Raw genomic sequence first — 18,725 nt, forward strand, 5'->3', positions numbered from 1 at the left:
AACAGCGGGTCTTGTCATTTTTGCAGGAGCAAAAGCCATGACTCATTGCATCACCTGCCAGACCTTCGGTGTCGGGCAATCAAGCGTATTCATTCTTTCACCGGTGATGCCGGTCTGGGACGCGGGTGGCTTCGCCAAACCGCTGATCGAGCATTTCACTGCGGCGGGTTATCAGGTTACGGTTTTTGATTCCCTGTCCCTGCCGGTCAAGGCGGGTGAAGACTTTGACGGGTTTACCCAGCGCTGGGTCAGCGCGCTAGAGCCTTGGGGTGTGCCGGATCTACTCGTCGGCGTGGCCTTGGGTGGTGCGTTGGTACAGGCGTTGGCAGGCACTTCATTACTGCGGTCGACGCCTGCGTTGTTGCTGCTTTCTTCTCCCGCCAAAGCCGATGCGCTGCTGGATTCCAGGCTGGGACGTATGGCGGATCTGGCAGAACAAGGGCATGTGGAGCAAGCCAAACGCCTGCTGGACGATCTGGTGTTGCCTGAAGGCCAGAAACACGAGCGTTCGTCCGGCGGCGAGAATGACGCAACGCTATCAACCCAGGAACAGCGTCTGACCCTGGGATTCCGGCTACTGAGCGGTCTGGATATCAGTGAGTGCCTGCTCGATTACAAAGGGCGTGTGCTGAGCGTGTTTGGCGAAAAGTCGCAACTGGTGGGGGCGGGTCATGTGCTGCGTACCAACGGCCACAAACAACGCTCACTGTGTGTGCCGGATGGCGGGATGCGCCCGCTGGCGGATGATCTGGACCGGGTGCTGGAGAGCATCGATACATTTCTGATCGCCAGAGCGGAGTGTGTGCAATGAGTCAGATCGAGGAGCCAGGCTTCATTGATGTGCATTATCACGCCAATCCTGACGCGTTCATTCGCCGTCATGGCGCGATAGAGGCGGGCCGGCGCTACGCTGCTGTGCAGGGACGGGTCGTATTGAAAAATCACTTGGGGTGCACGGCTGCCCAGGCATGGGAAGCACGCAATCAGGGTTTTCCGGTCAGCGGTTCTGTGGTTCTGAACGAGATCGCTGGCGGCATCGACTACCGTGTGGTCGAGCGCAGCCTCTGTTTGCGCGGCGATGAATCTGGACGTTTCATTGTTCACTTGCCAACCGTCACAGGCAGAACGCATACCAGCACGCTGGCCCGTAACCTGAGCCATCCGCTGTTGCGCGAAAAGCCCATCAAGCCTGCCAGAGTGACAGCGCAGAACGGACGCCTTACGCCGCAGACGCTGGATATTCTCAAAATGGCCCGTGACTATCCGCTGGTCATCTCGACAGGGCATGCCGACGCCGATGAAGTCAGGATGCTGATCGAGGAAGCACTGCGCATCGGTGTGCCAAGGCTGATGCTCAATCAGCCCGCCAACCCGTTGACCGGTCTGAAAGCAGCCGAGCTTGCGGTGATTGGCAGTGAGCCATCGGTCTACATCGAACAGACGGCGCTGACCTACTTGTTGGGCTATCAGGACCGACAGGATTTCACTAAGGTATTGAGTCATGTTCCCAATGTGGTCTACAGCTCCGACCTTGGGCAGACCAGTCAGATCGATGTGCACGAGTGGCTGTCGATGAGCGGGCAGTGGTTCGACGCGTTCGGTTTGAGTTGCGAGCGTCGTGCCGAGATGACTCTTTTGAATCCACAACGCATGCTGGCCATTTAAATCGTTCGGGTAAAGCTCCCTGGCTAACTACGCCAGGGAGTCCTCATCATCAGGCTACTTCGGCAGCTACTTTCGGAGTGATTGCCTCGACAGTGATTGCTTCGCGCAGGCCCGCCTGTTCCATCAATGGCAATGTTTCTCTGACGAAATCCTTTATGCCTTCGTGGTAATCAAGCCATGTCAGTGCGATGCCATCGATCCCCCAGTCAGAATATTTCTTGAACAGTTCCACGATCTGTTCCGGAGTGCCTACCAGCGGCACGCCTGCAAACCCTGCCTTGAAATGAAAGCGAAAACGGACCGCATCTTCCGGAGTGAAAATACCGGTCTGAATGCCCAGCTCGCCGGTGATGATATCGCAGCCCTCATCGTCACCCAGCTGGTTGGCGTAATAATCCAGGTAGGCGTCCGCTTGTTCTTGCGTGTCCTTCTGCACCACGTAGCCGTAACACCATATCTTTATATCGCGGTCGAACTCCTGCTTCGCCAGGTCTTTATAGGATGCAATCTGCTGACGCACGGCGTCTTCACCGTCCAGGTGTTTGACGATCAGGAAAGCGGCATCACAGTGTTTGGCGCAAAACCGTTTGCCGCGCGGTGAACCGCCGGCATTGATCAGATAGGGGGTGTTGAGGGGGTGCGGCTGCGAGATAGCGTCGCAGATGTTGAAATATTCTCCTTTGAAGTCGAACGGTGTTTGCTGCTCCCAGGCATTTTTTGCGATGTGCAGCCACTCTTCCGCGTAGTCGTAGCGTTTGTCGTGTTCCATCATCTGGCCGTTGAACATGCGCATTTCCGCGCCGTACCAGCCGCACAGAATATTCAGCCCGAAGCGCCCGCTGCTGATGTGATCGATGGTCACCGCCTGCTTGGCTGCAAACAGCGGATGAACCGTGGGCAGGTGCGATGTGGTGAACACGGCAATCTGGTGGGTCAGGGCGGCAATACCGGCAGCCCAGGTGTAGGTTTCGAAACAGACACCGCCGGTGTTGTTGGTGCCGCCAAAACCTTTCCAGCGGCCTACCGGTATGAAGGCTTCAAACCCCGCATCGTCGGCCACCCGGGCGATTTCCAGATTACCTGCCCAATCGTCTCCGCGAAGGCGTTCCGGCGCATTGGTAACGGTGCAGCCGCCCTCGGTGTTAGTGGAGAAAACACCCAGCTGTATCTTGTTGCGGCTGCTGCGCATCGGGTTAGGTTTTATCGGATAAGCTTTTTCAGTGCGCATGATGACCTCCCAGGTCGGTTTTATGTCGTTCTTCCCTGCTAGATCCTTTGCCGACAGTGGCCGTGCAGGCGAAATACTCGCTCAGGCATGCTCACTGCGTCGGGTCGGGAAATACGGCAGCACATACTCTTCCAGCTCCTGTAACACTTCCGTGGCCGGACGTCTCAGTGGTTTCAGGTTCAGCGCAACATGCGAAACGCCCTGTTCCCGTTGACGCTGCCATAGCTCGATGAGGGCGTTGCGCCCTGTACTGATGCCACGGCCGACTTTCATGGGCGCGTCCTTGTTGTCCTCCAGATCAAAGAACGTCGCATAACCGTAGGGCTTGAATCGTTTTTGCTCGTTGGCATCGCGCCAGTGATTGATCACGTCGGGCAGGGTGTTGAAGCCACTCTGATGCCATATCCAGGCGTCCATATGGTTGGCCAGCCATTTGATGTCCTGCTGACAGCGACCGATGGCGAGCATCGGCAACCGCCCGAAAAAAGGTTTTGGCAGTAGGTCCAGCGTGCCATTGAGTTTCCCGTAGTGGCGCGACGTGAAGGCCGGAAAAGAGTGCTCGGTTACGGCGTGCAGCATCTCGACCCCCTCTCTGAAGCGCTCTGCGCGTGTGTCGAAATTCTCGCCGAATGCAGGGTATTCGCCGGGCCGATCACCCGTTGACAACCCCAGCAGGAAGCGTCCCTCCAGCAATACATCAAGGCTGCAGGCCTGTTTGGCGACCATCAGCGGGTTGCGCAGCGTCAGTACGATACCGGCTGTACCGATGCAGATTTGCGTGGTCACCGCAGCAAGCAGTACCGGGCAGTAGGCTGATCGCATTCTGCAGATCGCCCAATGCGGCGCGGTTGGCAGCGTTTGTCACCACATCAGGCGCGACACCCGTCAGGGCATCGAACAGGCCCCACTGAATGAACGTGGCCAGCAGTGCGCCTGCGATCGCAATGGCTATGCCGTCGGCAGAAACGCGCACGGCATTGAAGATGCCGGTAGCCATACCGGCGCGTTCCTTTTCAACCACACTGATCGCCATGCCATCCATCAGCCCCCAGGGCAGACCGATGCCGATGCCGATCAAGGCCATCGGCAGCAAGGCGGTTTTGATTGCTCCGCTGTCCAGCGCCAGCGCGAGCCACAGCAGGCCGACAGCCACCAGCAGCAGACCGATACCGGACAGCAGCCCGGAGGTAAAGCGACGTGCCAGTTGTGCGGCAAGCATCGGTACGATCAGCAGGGGCGCGGCCAGTGCGGTCATCATCTGTCCGGTTTCCAGCGCGCTGAGTCCGTCGATACCAATGAAGCGTGCTGGCAACATGATGATCAGCACGACAAAGAAAAATGCCGGACTGGCCGCAAGAATCTGCACGCCGACAAAGCGCGCGCTCTTGAACAGCGACAGATCAAGCATGGGTCTGGTCACGCGCCGTTCCACTGCAATGAATATCCAGAACAGCAACAGTGAACCGATAATGCCGCCCATGACCAGTGGATGGGTCCAGCCGTCTTCAGGGGCGAGCAGGATTGCGTAGGTGAACAGGGTCAGTGCCGCGGTAAAGCTGATCGCTCCTGGCCAGTCCATGCCGGTGGCATTGGGGTCTCTGGATTCTGTAGCGCTGAAAAGCACCAGAAAGAATCCCGCAACCCCAATAAGAGCCGTTGCGTGGAATGACCATTTCCAGCCAGCCGAGTCGACCAGCGAGCCCGCCGCAAGAGGGCCGAAGGCCAGGCCTATCCCGAACGTGGTGCCCAGCAGGCTGAACACTCGGGTGCGGTCCGCCCCATGGAAGGTCTGGGCCAGCGATGACATTGCGCCAGCGAACGCTGCTGCACCGCCCAGCCCCTGAATCAGGCGAAGTACATCAATCTGCACGACGGATGAGGCCATCGGAATGGCAAAGGTGGACAGCACGAATATCGCCAGTCCGATCAGCCATACGCGTTTTCTGCCGTAGATATCCGTCAGGCTTCCAGCGGCCATCATGGCGCTGCCGTAAGTCAGGATGTAAGCGTTGATGACCCACGTGAGCTCGACGGCTGATCCGCCCAGCGCCTTGTTTATCGAGGGTAGAACCACGGCAGGGCCAGTGAAGCACAACGGAATCAGGATGCCTGTCAGGCAGGCGGCAAACAATTGTCCCCAGCGTCTGGTAGCAGACGATGCTTGAACCTGGCTTGCTGAAGTCATGTGAATTTCCCTGTGAAGCGTGCGCAGGTTTCGGTGCATTGCACGCATTTATCCAAGGGCAGTTGCCCTGTCGGGAGATTAGGGGTTGCGTCTGCAAACAAAAACAGGCTTATGTTCCGAAGGTATAGGACAGGGCTGTCCTTAATAGGAGTGGGTATTGGAATCGCTCGGTAGCATTGCGGTGTTTGTTCTGGTCGCGGAAACACGGAGTTTTACCCAGGCTGGAAAGCGCCTGGGTATTTCATCGTCGGGGGTAGGCAAGAGTATCGGCCGTCTGGAAGAGGGCCTGGGTGTCAGGCTTTTTCATCGCAGTACGCGCAGTATTGCCATGACGCTGGAGGGCTCGATATTTCTGGAGCGCTGTCGCCGTATTCTGTCGGAGCTTGAAACGGCAGAAATGGAGTTGAGCAATGCCAGGGATCTGCCCAGAGGCAGATTGCGCATCAGCCTGCCCTTGGTCAGCGGCTTGGTCATGCCGGTTATCATCGAGTTCATGCGCACCTATCCCGATATCGAACTGGACATCGATTTTTCCGACCGCATGGTCGATATCATCGAGGAAGGCTTTGATATCGTCCTGCGCACGGGAGACCCCGGCGACTCGGGCCTGATGTCAAGGCGGATGGGGGGCTTTCAATTGAAAATCGTCGGCGCTCCGGACTATTTTTCCCGGCGCGGGACACCTCAACATCCAGCAGACTTGAGTCGACACGCCTGTCTGTTGCACAAGTTTCCCTCTTCGGGCAAATTTGAACACTGGCCGCTACGTCGCGAGGCCGGTGCCGATGATCTCGATTTGCCCCAGGTGATGGTGTGCAACACGACGGAAATTCTTGTTGATGTTGCGCGGGCGGGGTTGGGAATTGCCTGCCTGCCGGACTTCATGATTTCATCGGCCATTCGCAGTGGCGAGTTGGTGCCAATACTGACCGACTACACGGTGCATACCGGAAGTTTCAGGTTGCTCTGGCCATCGAGCAAGCACCTTTCCCTGCGCCTGCGGGTATTCATTGATTTTATGCACGCCCATTTGTTTGCTCCTGCGTCTGTGTGACTGCGCGGACCGAGCATGTAGCACCTGACAAGGAGCATTGGCATGTACACGCTTTTTGGCACAGAGGGTTCGGGGTCCGCAGCCATCGAGATAGCGCTTTGGCGCTGCTCGGTTCCTTTTACCTTGTTCAGGGCCTGTGCGTGGGAGGAGGGGCCAGGCAAGGAAGCATTGCGGCGGGTCAATCCATTGCTGCAGGTGCCCACGCTGGTCCTGGCTGATGGCACGGTGCTCACCGAAAGCGCTGCAATTCTGATTCATCTGGGACTGGAGCATCACGAATCCGGGTTGCTGCCCAGCAAGCCTGCCCTGCGCGCTCAAGCCCTTCGCGCGCTGGTCTACATCGCCGCCAACTGCTACGCCCCGATCGGGATTATCGATTACCCGCAGCGCTGGCTGTCGGGCTCCGACGAAACGCAGGCTACGCTACTCGAAACCGGCACCCGTGCGCGTTTGCATGAAAACTGGGAGACATTTGCGGATCTGTTCGCTAATGCAGGCTTCTGGCGTTGTGATGATCCCGGTGCAGTTGAGATTCTGGCTTGCATCGTGACCAGATGGGGCGGTGCGCGCGAGCATCTGCATACCACCCGGCCTGATTTTCATGAGCTGCTGTTACAGGTCGACGCCCAGCCGGTGGTCAGCGCAGTGATAAGGCGTCATTGGGACTTGAGACGTCTTGAGGCGTAGAAGCAGGCCCTTTTGACGACGTGACGCCAGAATGGATTCAAACCATCGTCCCTCAGTCGCCTGTAAGCAATGCTCGCTAATTCAGCGGCCCCAGCACCTTTCGATAGCGCTCGTCGCCATTACGGGTATGTAGCGTGAGCACAATTTCCAGCCCGTCGGGATTGTCTTCCTTGTGGCTGTCGAGCGGTTGCCAGCCTCCGACAGTTCTCCAGACCCTTATTTTTGCCTCGACGACATGGTCGAGCACCGCTATTCCTTCATCGGGAGCGGGTAGGGGGTAGAGATTGCTGCTGTCTGCGGCCGCGCGATACAACGTGTTGTCCTTTAGCCACCAGCGGATTCGCTGTAGTCCTTCCCCGGCCGTGGCCGCACTGCGAATGACGTCAAGTCGCATACCGTTCCTTTCCGCACTGCGAATACTGAGGGGTATCAACGTTTTTGCCTGCGGATCCGGTTCTTCGCCAGGCAGCGGTTTTTGCAGCTCGACGCTGGCACGCATGGCCACGTCGCGCTCCAGCTGGTTCAGCGCTCGCAGTACGGACTCGGTGTGCCCGGTGCTTTCGCGTAACTGGATATCGGTGCGAGTGATGCTCTCCAACCCACGCCAGGCAATCAGGCTGACGATGATCATCAGCAGGATAGCCACCATCACTTCCAGTAATGTGAAGCCGTTTTGCCTTGCATTCATGGAGGGCTGACCACCTGCAGTTGACCCAGCGCGCTACGCTGCAGGCTCAAGGATCGTTCACCGTCAGAGAGCTGGATGCGCAGCGGTGCGACGATCCATTCGGGACCTGACACCACTCGCTGCGCCGGGTCTACGCTGATGCGTATGGAGGGTGTTTCCCAGGCTCTGAAACGCAGCTGCGGGTCGTTCATGAAGCGGTCGTAGCCCAGGCCTTGCTCGGCACGTCGTGCGAAACCAAAGCCTTTGTCATCGACCAGCAAGGTGATTGGCCGACCGTCGACTCTGGCCTCGACCTGTGCAATGTGCAGCATGTGTGCGAGGCGTTCAGCATCCTTGCGCAGCAAAGCGGCAGGATCGGGTTTGATACTCATGCTCACCGTTGCGCTGACAATGCCAATGATGACCAGAACCACCATCAACTCGATCAGGGTAAAACCCCGTTGTGTGTCCATACTCATGATCGGTGGTTCCCTGATGACGTTTGCATACGGATCAAAGCGGGTGCCAGGCATTCTGATGCAGTGATGTAGACTGCCCCGGCAGACGAACAGGAGGTTCAGTCATGGCATTTTCGTTTCATCCATTATCAGCATCGCGCCTGGTGCAATCGGCGGCCTTGATTGCGGCGCTGGCGGGTATCGCGCTCTGGTCGTCGTTGCTGCTTGCGCCCGAGCCTGTGCGCGCACCGTTGCCGGAAAGCGCCGTTCCCGCTGCCAATGTCGGCAGTCCTGCCCGACAGTGGTTCGCCAACCAGCCACTTCAGGTCCGGATCAAGGTCACCGGTGTCATGACCGGGAGCAAAGGCGCGGTGGCGATTCTCACTGTCAACGATAGACCGGCGCGCAGCTATCTGGCGGGGGAGTTGCTTGCCAAGGATGTACGTCTGGTGGCTATCGAGAGTGACGCAGTGCTGATCGAGCAGGGTACCGAGCGCACACGATTCAAGGTCGCCAGCCTGGCAGGCCTGCCGGAGTTGCCCAGCCTGCTGCGTCGTTGAAACGCTCATGGAGACTCTTTCGGCTGGCGTCGGATGGCGATAATGGTATCGAGGCGGGCCAGTGGCGGCGCTTTATTGTCCCGCTGTAATACTCGCAGACTGACCCGCATCAACATTCCGTCTGCACTGGCTTTGAGCGTCTGTTCACAGGTCAGCGAGAGCCTGCCCTGATCGCACTTGCGGGTTGTGAAACCAGGCCTGAGCCTTGTCATCATGCGTAATTCGGCCAGTTGGTTCTGCGCCTCTAGCAGCGCAATGGCGCGGTCGCGCAACACACCGTTGTTAAAGGTCATTACCCCGCTCAGGCGCGCGGCAGCCGCCATTGCCACGGCGATGATCAACAGCGCCACCAACACTTCGATCAGCGTGAAGCCTTTCTCCTTGTGCGGTTGCAGCATGGGCGCCTCCTGGCAAATCCTCCTGCTCGATACAGGCAACAACGATAGCACCCGACCAGCATCTGATTGTTCATGAATGGCTCACCATAAGGGTTGAGCAGATTTATCGTGCCCCGCCGTGGTGGCGTCTACACTGCGGGACAGATGAGGATCATCAAGGATATGGATATGGATGTCGCACGCGTCAAGCCTCGGTCTGGAGGCCGTCGCGGCCAGGACGGCTTTACCCTGATCGAAATCATGGTGGTCGTGGTTATTCTCGGCATTCTGGCCGCTGTTGTGGTGCCCAGGGTTCTTGACCGTCCGGACCAGGCGCGGGCTGCTGCTGCCCGGCAGGATATCGCAGGGCTGATGCAGGCGCTCAAGCTCTATCGCCTCGACCACGGCACTTACCCCAATCAGGCTCAGAGCCTGAAAGCTCTGGTCGAGCGGCCGGCCAACATCAACAAAAACAACTGGCGCGCCTATGTCGAGCGGCTACCCAATGATCCGTGGGGACACCCCTATCATTATCTGAACCCCGGCGTTAACGGCGAGGTGGATCTTTTTTCTCTGGGTGCCGACGGTCAGCCCGATGGCGAGGGTGTCAATGCTGATATCGGCTCATGGCAGCTCTGAACATGGCGCTGAGCACTTACCCGGCAAGCGCAATCAGGCAAGGCGGCTCGGCAATTATCAGTGCCCTGCTGACCGTCGCGATTGTCGCGGTCATCGCGGCCGGTATGCTGACCCGTCAGAGTGTCATGATTCGCACGGTAGAAGCCGAGCAGTCGCGTATCCAGAACAGCGCAGCGCTGATGGCCGGGCTGGACGCGAGCCGCATGCTGTTATGGGATTCACGTCGCAAGAGCCGGGCGATTCATCCTGGTCAGGCGTGGGCGCAGCCCTTCGGCCAGAGTCCATCCGATCGACCTGAAGAAGGTTTTCACGGACGACTGGAAGACCAGCAGGGCAAATTCAACCTGCGCAACCTGCTGCGCAATGGTCAGCTGGAAATCGGTCAACTGCGCAGTTTCGAACGCTTGTGTCAGATGATTTCCATCAGTGATGTTCTTTGCCAGAGCATCAGCCAGCGGGTGCTTGGCTCATACACACGTTTTTCGACTCCGGCAACTGGCCAGGTCAGCGGCATGTTCGCAAGCGGGCGAGAGACTTCTTCGGCGACGCGCAAGCCCATCCCGGCATCATTGGTGACACTGCGCAGCCTGGATGATCTGCAAGGGATGCAGGGTTTGAGCGATCAGGTATTGGAGCGGCTGAAACTTTACGTGTGCATTCTGCCCGCCAATACCTGGGTCAACAGCAATACAGCGAGTGCCGAGGTACTGGCAGCGGTGGTGCCCGGTTTGTCATTGCCCAGTGCGCAAACGGTGGTGGCCGAGCGCGACAGGGGACAGTGGTTTGCCTACCGTCTGGAAATCATCGCTCGCATGCAGGTGCCGACCCAGGCGGCTGACGGGCTTGAAATCGGAGTAGCAAGCGAGTGGTTTGTATTCCGTGGCAAGGCGCGCAGAGATGGACGTCAGGCCAGCATGGAGGCCTTGCTGTATGTGCGCGATGACAGCGTGCCTCATGTTATCTGGTCGCGGATCGGCGTATGAGCCGGTTGCGGATCGCCCTGCCTGCTCTGGAGCGTCTGAATCCGGAGACGCCACTGCTATTCGTCCGGCTGGACAGCCAGGGCAAGACTGTTGAAAGCGGCCTGAGCAATTTGCTGGAATTGAAGCAGGGCGGTGCACTGCAGCCGGTGGAAGCGTTTCTGCATCCACTGGACAGTCTGCTGGCCCGGATCGAAACGCCGCCGCTGACTGCGTCGCGGATCAGAAGCGCTGCGCTGTTAGCCGCTCAGGGACTGATACTGGGCGGCAGTGAGCTGATGCACATCGCCAGCAGCCCGCGCTATTCTGACGGGGCCGTTTATCTGGGCTGGTTGCCCGCAACTGCGCTGGAACGTCTGACCCAATTGCTGAGTCAGTCGCGTCTGTCGTTGCGCGGCCTTTACCCTGCGCCCTATGGCCTGCCTGTGCCTGCACCGGGTCAAGTCAGTGTCGTGCTGCGGGATGAGCACTGGCTGCTACGTCACAGTGCCGGGCAAGGTGGCGTGCATCCGCGGCTGACCGAGACCCCTGACGCGCGCCTGGCCAACGGCAGCGAGTTGCACCGGCTGGACGACGAGGGCACGGCAGGCCTGGAAACATCGGCTGTCCTGCTCCTGGGCGGGCCGTCACCCGGCTGGAGCCTGCATGCAGGAATAGGGGCGGCGAAAGTCAGGACATCGGGCTGGACCGCCGCATGGGTCTGCTGCGGCCTGGCTGTCGGGGTATGGGCGCTGGGCTTGAATCTGTACGCCGCTCGCGAGGCTGCCCGAGGACAGCAACTCAGGGCCGGTATGGTGCAGCGGGTCAGTCAGGCCTTTCCTCACTTGCCGGTCATTCTCAATCCTTTGCAACAGGCCCGACAGCAGGTGGCGGCACTCGAAAGCGGTTCAGCCACCGGCACCGACAGCGGATTCGAACAGCTGGTAAAAAGCGCCGCTGGAGCGCTGCCGTTCCTTGCAGGTAGCGTGCAGCGCCTGACCTATTCAGATGGCCGCCTGCAGCTGCAACTGTTGCCCGATAACGCCCAGCCTGCTGTTGACGATACGTTGCAGCGTTCGCTGGCGCAGGTGGGTCTGACAGCCAGTCGCGATCATCTCACCTGGACCCTGAGCCAGATGTCCGATCAAGCGGCCGATGCGTCCGCTTCTACGCCGGAGAGCGACGTTGAGTAGCCGAATGTGGCAGCCATACGCCGACCGCTGGCGGCGACTGAGTGGGCGCGCGCGTGTTGTCAGGGCCGGTCTGTCGATCAGGGAGACGCGCCTACTGTCGATAGGCGCGCTGGTGTTGTGCTGCCTGGTGACGTGGCTACTGATGGTTCAGCCTGTGCTGAAGAAAATCACGTATTGGCAGGCGCAAAATCCTGTGTTGAGCGCCCAGGCCGAGACGCTCGAAACGCTGCTCAAGCAGGTGAGCGTGCCGCAGCGCCGAACAGGCCCGCAGGATCTGCAGCCAGCATTGCAGCGCAGCCTTGAAGCCTTCGGGTTGTGGTCGTATTGCCAGCTTGAGCAAGACGGTGAAGGGGCTGAGCACAGTTGGCAACTGGCGTTCGATCACGCGCCAGCCGACGCAGTGATCGGTTGGCTGCTGGAGCAGCCGCAATTGTTTTCGTTACACATCAAGGACGCCAGCCTGCAACGTGCAGGCGAAGACGCTCAGGACCTGACAGGTCATCTGTCCGGGGTTGTTCGCATGGATCAGGCGCCGAGCGCAAAGGAAGCTTAATGAAATGGTATGCCTTTACCTGCACGTTGCCCTGTCGCAGGGTCGCACCGTTTTTCCTGCTGGCGCTGAGCGCTTGCAGCACCACATCGCCCGCGCCGCCTGGGCTGGTAGAGAGCGAGCTGGGTCAACCGCTGGCCAGAACCTTACCCGTCCGCGATGCACATGATCGCCAGCGCGCGCAACCGGGCGTCGCGCCAGGACAGAAACACACGTTGTCGAACACCGCTCGCGGCCATACGCCAGCCCGCAGGACAGGGGCTGCGCACGGCGCGCTGGGTGATCAGCTCATACAACTGAATTTTGTCGAGGCCGATATTCAATCGGTCGTGCGGGCGTTGTCACGTTCCACAGGCCAGCAGTTTTTGCTGGACCCAAAAGTCACGGGCACGCTGACGCTGGTCAGCGAAGGGTCGGTGCCGGCCTCTCAGGCTTATGAAATGCTGATGGCAGCTTTGCGCATGCAGGGTTTCAGTGTGGTGGATGTCGGCGGCGTGGCTCACGTCGTGCCTGAAGCCGATGCCAGACTGCTTGGCGGTCCTGTTTACAGTGCCGACAAACCTTCCGGGAACGGCATGCTGACCCGTACGTTTCGCTTGCAGTACGAAAATGCGGTCAATCTGATTCCGGTGCTGCGGCCTATCGTTTCGCCGAACAACCCGATCAACGCCTATCCCGGCAATAACACCATTGTCGTCACCGACTACGCCGATAACCTGGTGCGAGTGGCGCAGATCATCGACGGTATCGACACGCCCAGTGCCATCGATACTGACGTGGTGACCGTGCACAACGGTATCGCTGTAGACATCGCCAGTATGGTCAGCGAGTTGCTGGATACCCAGGGCGGCGACGCGACCCAGAAGATCAGTGTGATTGGCGACCCCCGCTCCAACGCCATCATTATCCGTGCTGGCAGCCCGGAGCGTACCGAGCTGGCGCGCAACCTGATCTACAAGCTGGACAACGCCCAGAGCAACCCGAGCAATCTGCATGTTGTGTACCTGCGCAATGCCCAGGCGGGAAAGCTGGCCCAGGCTTTGCGGGGCTTGCTGACCGGTGAAAGTGACAGCGGTGCCAGTGATACCACCCGGGCGATGCTCAGTGGCATGGGCAGCACCGGTAACAAGAACGACGTGCAAGGCAACAGCAGCGCAGGCCCTGTCTCCGGGACTGTAGCCGGAAGCGGTTATGGCCAGAGTAGCGCGTCGCCTTCGGTTGCCACTGCCGGTAGTCAGCAAGCCGAACAGAACACCGCGTTCAGTGCCGCAGGGGTGACCATTCAGGCTGATGCGACCACCAACACCCTGTTGATTTCCGCTCCGGAGCCGCTGTATCGCAATTTGCGTGAGGTCATCGATCAACTGGATCAGCGCCGTGCTCAGGTGGTGATCGAAAGCCTGATTGTCGAGGTCAGCGAGGACGATGCGAACCAGTTCGGCGTGCAGTGGCAGACCGGCAACCTGAATGGCAGCGGCGGCTTTGGCGGGGTCAACCTTGGCGGCAGCGGTTTGAATACCAGTGGCAGCACCAGTATCGACGTGCTTCCCCCAGGCTTTAATGTCGGCGTGGTGAGGGGCGCGGTGACCATTCCGGGCATTGGCGAAGTGCTGGATTTGAAGGTGCTCGCGCGCGCCCTGAAGAGCAAGGGTGGCAGTAATGTGCTGTCCACTCCCAACCTGCTGACGCTGGACAACGAGGCGGCCAGTATCTTCGTCGGCCAGACCATCCCGTTTGTCACCGGCAGTTATGTAACGGGCGGTGGCGGCACCAGCAACAATCCGTTTCAAACTGTTCAGCGCGAAGAAGTCGGCTTGAAACTGAATGTAAGGCCGCAGATTTCCGAAGGCGGTACGGTCAAGCTGGACATCTATCAGGAAGTCAGCAATGTCGATCAGCGCGCCTCGCTGGCGTCAGGCACCGTCACCAACAAGCGCGCCATCGATACCAGCATCCTGCTGGACGACGGGCAGATCATGGTGCTGGGCGGCCTGCTTCAGGACGGGTACAACCAGAGCGATGAAGCGGTGCCTTGGCTGTCGAGGATTCCGCTTCTCGGCGTACTGTTTCGAAACGAAGCGCGTTCGACCAGAAAAACCAATCTGATGGTCTTCCTGCGTCCCTACATCATTCGTGACAGCGGCACAGGGCGCAACATCACGTTGAACCGTTACGAATTCATGCGCCGCGCACAGGGTAATTTGCGTCCCGAGCGTAACTGGATGCTGCCGGACATGCAGGCGCCGCAGTTGCCCTCTGCGGCAAAGGCGATTCCTGACCTGCAGCCTGCTGCCGGTCAGATGCCGCGGGCGGTCATTCGCGCAGTGCCTGTGCCATGAGTGCGCTGCCTTATGCCTGGGCCAGAGCGCAACGCATTCTCTTGCGTGAGACTGACGAGGGTGTGCTGCTGATCGTCTGCGACGCTACTCCTGGCTGGGCAATCAATGAGGCCCGGCGGCAGTTCGGTCCGGCGCGTCTGGAACAGGTTGGCACGCATCAACTGGAGGGGCTTCTGGCCGCAGCCTACGCCGATACCGGCAGCGCGGCGGCGGTGGTGGGCGCTGCAGAAAACGACGCTGACCTGAACCGGCTGATGCAGGATATTCCGGAAATCATCGACCTGCTGGATGCTCAGGACGGTGCCCCGGTGATTCGCATGATCAATGCACTGCTGACCCAGGCGGCTCGCGACGAGGCCAGCGATATTCATATCGAACCCTACGAAAGCCATTCGGTGGTGCGCTATAGGGTCGATGGCAGCCTGCGCGATGTAGTATCGCCGCGCAAGGCGTTGCATGGCTCGCTGGTGTCACGCATCAAGATCATGGCCCAGCTGGATATCGCCGAAAAGCGCCTGCCTCAGGATGGTCGAATCGCATTGCGCGTGGCCGGTCGGCCCATCGACATTCGCGTCTCGACCGTGCCTACCGGCCACGGTGAAAGGGTGGTAATGCGCCTGCTCGACAAACAGGCCGGTCGTCTGCGTCTCGAGACACTGGGCATGGCCCCTGATGTGCTGGCCAGACTCGACAACCTGATACGCCAGCCCCATGGCATTGTGCTGGTCACAGGGCCCACCGGCAGTGGCAAGACCACCAGTCTCTATGCCGCGTTGGCACGGCTGGATGCCAGCACCAGCAATATCCTGACCGTGGAGGACCCGGTGGAGTACGACCTGCCGGGTATCAGTCAGATTCAGGTCAACAGCAAAATCGACATGACTTTCGCCTTGGCATTGCGCGCCATTCTGCGTCAGGACCCGGACATCATCATGATCGGCGAAATCCGTGATCTGGAAACCGCCCAGATCGCGGTGCAGGCATCACTGACCGGACATTTGGTGCTGGCCACCCTGCACACCAATGACTCGGTATCGGCGATCAACAGGCTTGTCGACATGGGCGTCGAGCCCTTTCTGCTCGCGTCTTCTCTGCTTGGCGTGCTGGCGCAGCGCCTGGTACGCCGTCTGTGCCCGCAGTGCAGACAACCCGACCCGACTGCGTCAGGCTGCTGGCGCCCGCAGGGGTGTGAGCGCTGTAGCGGCACCGGTTACAGCGGCCGCACCGGCATTCACGAGCTGTTCTGTATTGATGATGAGGTGCGCAGTCTGATCCATCAAGGTGCCGATATGCAGGTACTGAGGGGGGCGGCGCGCAATGCCGGCATGGTCAGCATGCGCGAGGATGGCCAGCGCTGGGTTCGCGATGGCACCACAGCTCCGGAAGAAATCATTCGTGTGACACGGGACGCTTGATGAGCCGCTATCACTATGAAGCTGCCGATGCGCAGGGCAGGATCGAATCCGGCCATCTGGACGCTGACAGTCAGGACGCCGTGATGGCTGATCTGCGCCAGCGGGGGCTGACTGCATTGCAGGTAAAGATCGACAGCAAGACCAGCAGTCATGGGGCAGGGGGGCTGTTCAGTATGCGCCTTTCGGACGCTGACCTTGCCTCGGTGACCCGACAACTGGCAAGCCTGCTGAGTGCCGGGCTGCCGCTGGATGAAGCATTGGGTGCCACGGTCGAGCAGGCCGAACGCCAACACATTATTCAGACCCTGAGCGCGATACGCACCGATGTTCGCAGTGGCATGCGTCTGGCCGAAGCGCTGGCCGCTCGCCCCAGAGACTTTCCGGACATTTACCGGGCCTTGATCGGGGCTGGTGAGGAGTCTGGCGACCTGGCCCGGGTCATGGAGCGACTGGCCGATTACATAGAAGAGCGCAACGGCCTGAGAGGCAAGATTCTCACAGCGTTCATCTACCCCGGCGTAGTGGGGCTGGTCTCGATTGCCATCGTGATTTTTCTGCTGAGCTACGTAGTGCCCCAGATAGTCAGTGCGTTTTCTCAGGCGCGTCAGGACCTGCCCGGTTTGACACTGGCCATGCTGGCCGCGAGTGATTTCATCCGTGCCTGGGGCCTGGTGTGTCTGGGCGTATTGCTGGCGGCGTTGTGGGGCTGGCGAATTTGTCTACGCAACCCGGCTACGCGCCTGAGATGGCACAGCCAGATCCTGCGCTTGCCCTTGATCGGTCGATTCGTACTGGGGCTGAACACCGCACGCTTTGCATCGACCCTGGCGATTCTCGGTGCTGCCGGTGTGCCCTTGCTGCGGGCGCTGGACGCAGCGCGTCAGACCCTGTCCAACGATCGCCTCAGTCTGGCGGTGAGCGAAGCCACGTCCAGGGTCCGCGAAGGCGTCAACCTGGCGGTGGCACTGCGGATGGAAAAGGTCTTTCCGCCGCTGCTGATTCACCTGATTGCCAGCGGCGAAAAAACCGGGTCGTTACCGCCGATGCTTGATCGTGCTGCGCAGACCCTTTCCCGCGATATCGAGCGCCGCGCCCTGGGCATGACTGCGCTGCTCGAACCCTTGATGATCGTGATCATGGGCGGCGTAGTGCTGGTGATCGTTATGGCTGTGATGTTGCCGATCATCGAAATCAATCAACTGGTCAATTGAGGGGTGCGATCCTGATGAAGGCTGACTCTTCGTCCGGCGATAACCTGCTCAATAAAAGACCCTCATTGAGAGGGTCTTTTATCGTCCTGTACAACCGGCGTATCAGATTTTGCCAGCGCCGGCCTTGGCCTTGACGTCGGCCGCAACCTTGTCAGCCGCCAGAGGGGTGTAGCTATACGGAGGGGTCCAGCCAATACTGGTGCTCCAGGAACAGCTGATGACGCTGCCGTTTACCAGCGACCCGCTATCACGGTAGACACTGCCGCCATAGTCGGCCGCAACCTTGCTGCAACCACTGATGCCGCTGATATCGAGCACATTGCGTTCAGAGAAGATTTTCGAACCTTTACCGACGCCCTGGGCATACACAAACGGGTAGACCTTATGGCTGGTACTTCCAATGTGGTAGTTGTTGTAAAGATGAACCTGACCAAACCGCACACGCGGCCCGCGAGAGGAAATATTCTCGAACAACGAGTTGTGAATGGTCACCTTCAGTTTGCCGTCATCGGTTGTTTTACTGTCACTTGAACCGATCAGGTTATTCTTTTCGTGATTCCGGAACACGGAATACGAGATGGTGACATAGTTGGCGCCGTTCTTGACGTCCAGTGCGCCATCATGGTGTTGTTTTGGACGACCATTGGCCGTGCCATTCTGATCATCGGTACGACGGCCGTCGGTAAACGTCACATGATCTATCCATACATTGCTGGCACCTTCGACCGTCAGACCGTCGTACTCCGAGTTCCAGTTGCCGGCGCTGCCATCTTCCGGGTCCCAGACCGGTTCCGGGTCCCAGGGGTTTTCAATGGTCAGGTTGCGAATGATGACGTCGTTTTCCTTCGCGTAGAAAAACCCTTCCCTTATCTCGGCACTGCTGGAGGTGCCGACAATCGTGGTTTTGCCGGGGATGTCCAGGCGGGCGCGCTGCTTCATATCAGAGGTTTTGGTGTACGGTTTGCCGTCGCTGACATCAATAACCCCTGTCACCTTGATGATCCGGCCGTTGCTGCCTGCCGACGCAGCCAGTGCGGCTTTCAGCTCGGCGGCGTTTTTCACCGTATAAATGTTATTCGCTGCTGCCCTTGAACCACCCTTGGTGCCCCCGTTTTGAGTAGCCCAACCGGTAGTGGCAACATCGGTGGCGATATCGGCGTGGGCAGACAGGCTGACAGACAATAGCGATACAAGAATGCCGCCCGTCAATGCGAGCGGCGTTAAACCATGAGGCTTCAACATGTAATCTATTCCTTGATTAATGTGTGTACAACGTGCAGTTATTGCAACTGCGTATCCCACAGCAAACATCCTGTTGCCAAGGCAGTAGCGCAAACAGAATGTTTGCTGTTGATTGAATATAGTCGTGAATCGGAAAGCACCATTGTTGTGTGTGTATTTTTTTGTAAAAGAGAACCTGTGCTGTTTATTTTTTACAAGCATCTAACGCGCAATAAGTACATTGCTATTGTCGTCATGATGGTAATGTAATTCATGAGGTGAATGCGTCTGATGCGGCCTTGTTATTCATCTAATGA

17 protein-coding genes and 2 pseudogenes are annotated in these 18,725 nt (G+C 58.9%); 12 read left to right on the top strand and 7 right to left on the bottom strand.

From position 1 onward, the window contains the following. The first annotated feature begins 37 nt into the window (after positions 1 to 37). Positions 38 to 811 (top strand): hypothetical protein, encoded by a 774-nt coding sequence (locus RYC18_RS09920; protein WP_316885557.1) that lies wholly within the window; start codon positions 38 to 40, stop codon positions 809 to 811. Beyond that, positions 808 to 1,665 carry a DUF6282 family protein gene (locus tag RYC18_RS09925; RefSeq protein ID WP_316885559.1) on the top strand — a complete coding sequence of 286 codons (858 nt, stop codon included), beginning with the start codon at positions 808 to 810 and terminating at the stop codon, positions 1,663 to 1,665. The genes RYC18_RS09920 and RYC18_RS09925 overlap by 4 nt, the downstream gene beginning before the upstream one ends. Before the next feature lie 49 nt (positions 1,666 to 1,714). Here the strand turns inward: RYC18_RS09925 and RYC18_RS09930 are convergent, their stop codons facing one another. The 3 genes and pseudogenes from RYC18_RS09930 to RYC18_RS09940 form a co-directional block, all read right to left on the bottom strand. Next, a complete protein-coding gene (locus tag RYC18_RS09930) occupies positions 1,715 to 2,893 on the bottom strand; it encodes an LLM class flavin-dependent oxidoreductase (RefSeq protein ID WP_005780190.1) in 1,179 nt (392 codons plus the stop codon). A gap of 81 nt (positions 2,894 to 2,974) precedes the next feature. After that, a pseudogene (locus RYC18_RS09935) lies at positions 2,975 to 3,691 on the bottom strand (LLM class flavin-dependent oxidoreductase); the annotation flags it as partial. A gap of 1 nt (position 3,692) precedes the next feature. Continuing rightward, positions 3,693 to 5,078: pseudogene (locus RYC18_RS09940) on the bottom strand (MFS transporter); the annotation flags it as partial. Positions 5,079 to 5,235: 157 nt separating this feature from the next. On the opposite strand from RYC18_RS09940, the gene RYC18_RS09945 reads away from it, so the two are divergent. Together RYC18_RS09945 and RYC18_RS09950 are read left to right on the top strand one after the other, a co-directional pair. Beyond that, positions 5,236 to 6,132, top strand: coding sequence for a LysR family transcriptional regulator (locus tag RYC18_RS09945; protein ID WP_005780196.1), 897 nt, complete (start codon positions 5,236 to 5,238; stop codon positions 6,130 to 6,132). A 42-nt stretch (positions 6,133 to 6,174) separates the two neighbouring features. After that, positions 6,175 to 6,819 (top strand): glutathione S-transferase, encoded by a 645-nt coding sequence (locus RYC18_RS09950; RefSeq protein WP_316885564.1) that lies wholly within the window; start codon positions 6,175 to 6,177, stop codon positions 6,817 to 6,819. A gap of 76 nt (positions 6,820 to 6,895) precedes the next feature. On the opposite strand, the gene RYC18_RS09955 is transcribed toward RYC18_RS09950, so the two are convergent. Together RYC18_RS09955 and gspH are read right to left on the bottom strand one after the other, a co-directional pair. Next, positions 6,896 to 7,507, bottom strand: coding sequence for a type II secretion system protein J (locus tag RYC18_RS09955; RefSeq protein WP_316885566.1), 612 nt, complete (start codon positions 7,505 to 7,507; stop codon positions 6,896 to 6,898). Beyond that, entirely contained in the window at positions 7,504 to 7,965 is a 462-nt protein-coding gene (gspH, locus tag RYC18_RS09960) for a type II secretion system minor pseudopilin GspH (RefSeq protein ID WP_005746889.1), read from the bottom strand. The genes RYC18_RS09955 and gspH overlap by 4 nt, the downstream gene beginning before the upstream one ends. 104 nt (positions 7,966 to 8,069) lie before the next feature. Between gspH and RYC18_RS09965 the strand changes: the two genes are divergently transcribed. Further along, positions 8,070 to 8,504, top strand: coding sequence for a type II secretion system protein N (locus RYC18_RS09965; RefSeq protein WP_316885568.1), 435 nt, complete (start codon positions 8,070 to 8,072; stop codon positions 8,502 to 8,504). A gap of 5 nt (positions 8,505 to 8,509) precedes the next feature. On the opposite strand, the gene gspI is transcribed toward RYC18_RS09965, so the two are convergent. Then, positions 8,510 to 8,902, bottom strand: coding sequence for a type II secretion system minor pseudopilin GspI (gspI, locus tag RYC18_RS09970; protein WP_004660604.1), 393 nt, complete (start codon positions 8,900 to 8,902; stop codon positions 8,510 to 8,512). A 168-nt stretch (positions 8,903 to 9,070) separates the two neighbouring features. Between gspI and gspG the strand changes: the two genes are divergently transcribed. The 7 genes from gspG to gspF are packed head-to-tail and all read left to right on the top strand — an operon-like array spanning position 9,071 to position 17,187. Further along, positions 9,071 to 9,520: a type II secretion system major pseudopilin GspG gene (gspG, locus tag RYC18_RS09975; protein WP_004664843.1), complete on the top strand. Its 450-nt coding sequence runs from the start codon at positions 9,071 to 9,073 to the stop codon at positions 9,518 to 9,520. Further along, the gene (gspK, locus tag RYC18_RS09980; RefSeq protein WP_316885571.1) at positions 9,508 to 10,503 is read left to right on the top strand and encodes a type II secretion system minor pseudopilin GspK; all 996 of its coding nucleotides are present in this window, start codon (positions 9,508 to 9,510) and stop codon (positions 10,501 to 10,503) included. The genes gspG and gspK overlap by 13 nt, the downstream gene beginning before the upstream one ends. Then, the gene (gene gspL / locus RYC18_RS09985; RefSeq protein WP_316885572.1) at positions 10,500 to 11,672 is read left to right on the top strand and encodes a type II secretion system protein GspL; all 1,173 of its coding nucleotides are present in this window, start codon (positions 10,500 to 10,502) and stop codon (positions 11,670 to 11,672) included. The genes gspK and gspL overlap by 4 nt, the downstream gene beginning before the upstream one ends. Before the next feature lie 4 nt (positions 11,673 to 11,676). Next, on the top strand, positions 11,677 to 12,225 hold the full coding sequence (gene gspM, locus RYC18_RS09990; RefSeq protein WP_316885574.1) for a type II secretion system protein GspM: 549 nt from the start codon (positions 11,677 to 11,679) through the stop codon (positions 12,223 to 12,225). Beyond that, on the top strand, positions 12,225 to 14,561 hold the full coding sequence (gene gspD, locus RYC18_RS09995) for a type II secretion system secretin GspD (protein ID WP_316885576.1): 2,337 nt from the start codon (positions 12,225 to 12,227) through the stop codon (positions 14,559 to 14,561). Before gspM ends, gspD begins: the two co-directional genes overlap by 1 nt. Next, complete coding sequence (gene gspE / locus RYC18_RS10000) at positions 14,558 to 15,976, top strand: type II secretion system ATPase GspE (RefSeq protein ID WP_316885578.1); 1,419 nt, start codon at positions 14,558 to 14,560, stop codon at positions 15,974 to 15,976. The genes gspD and gspE overlap by 4 nt, the downstream gene beginning before the upstream one ends. Beyond that, complete coding sequence (gene gspF, locus RYC18_RS10005) at positions 15,976 to 17,187, top strand: type II secretion system inner membrane protein GspF (RefSeq protein WP_316885580.1); 1,212 nt, start codon at positions 15,976 to 15,978, stop codon at positions 17,185 to 17,187. Before gspE ends, gspF begins: the two co-directional genes overlap by 1 nt. A gap of 102 nt (positions 17,188 to 17,289) precedes the next feature. Here the strand turns inward: gspF and RYC18_RS10010 are convergent, their stop codons facing one another. Next, complete coding sequence (locus RYC18_RS10010; protein WP_316885582.1) at positions 17,290 to 18,429, bottom strand: pectate lyase; 1,140 nt, start codon at positions 18,427 to 18,429, stop codon at positions 17,290 to 17,292. Positions 18,430 to 18,725: the final 296 nt, after the last annotated feature.

The organism is Pseudomonas syringae group sp. 247E2 (assembly GCF_032587795.1).
Lineage (GTDB): Bacteria > Pseudomonadota > Gammaproteobacteria > Pseudomonadales > Pseudomonadaceae > Aquipseudomonas > Aquipseudomonas amygdali.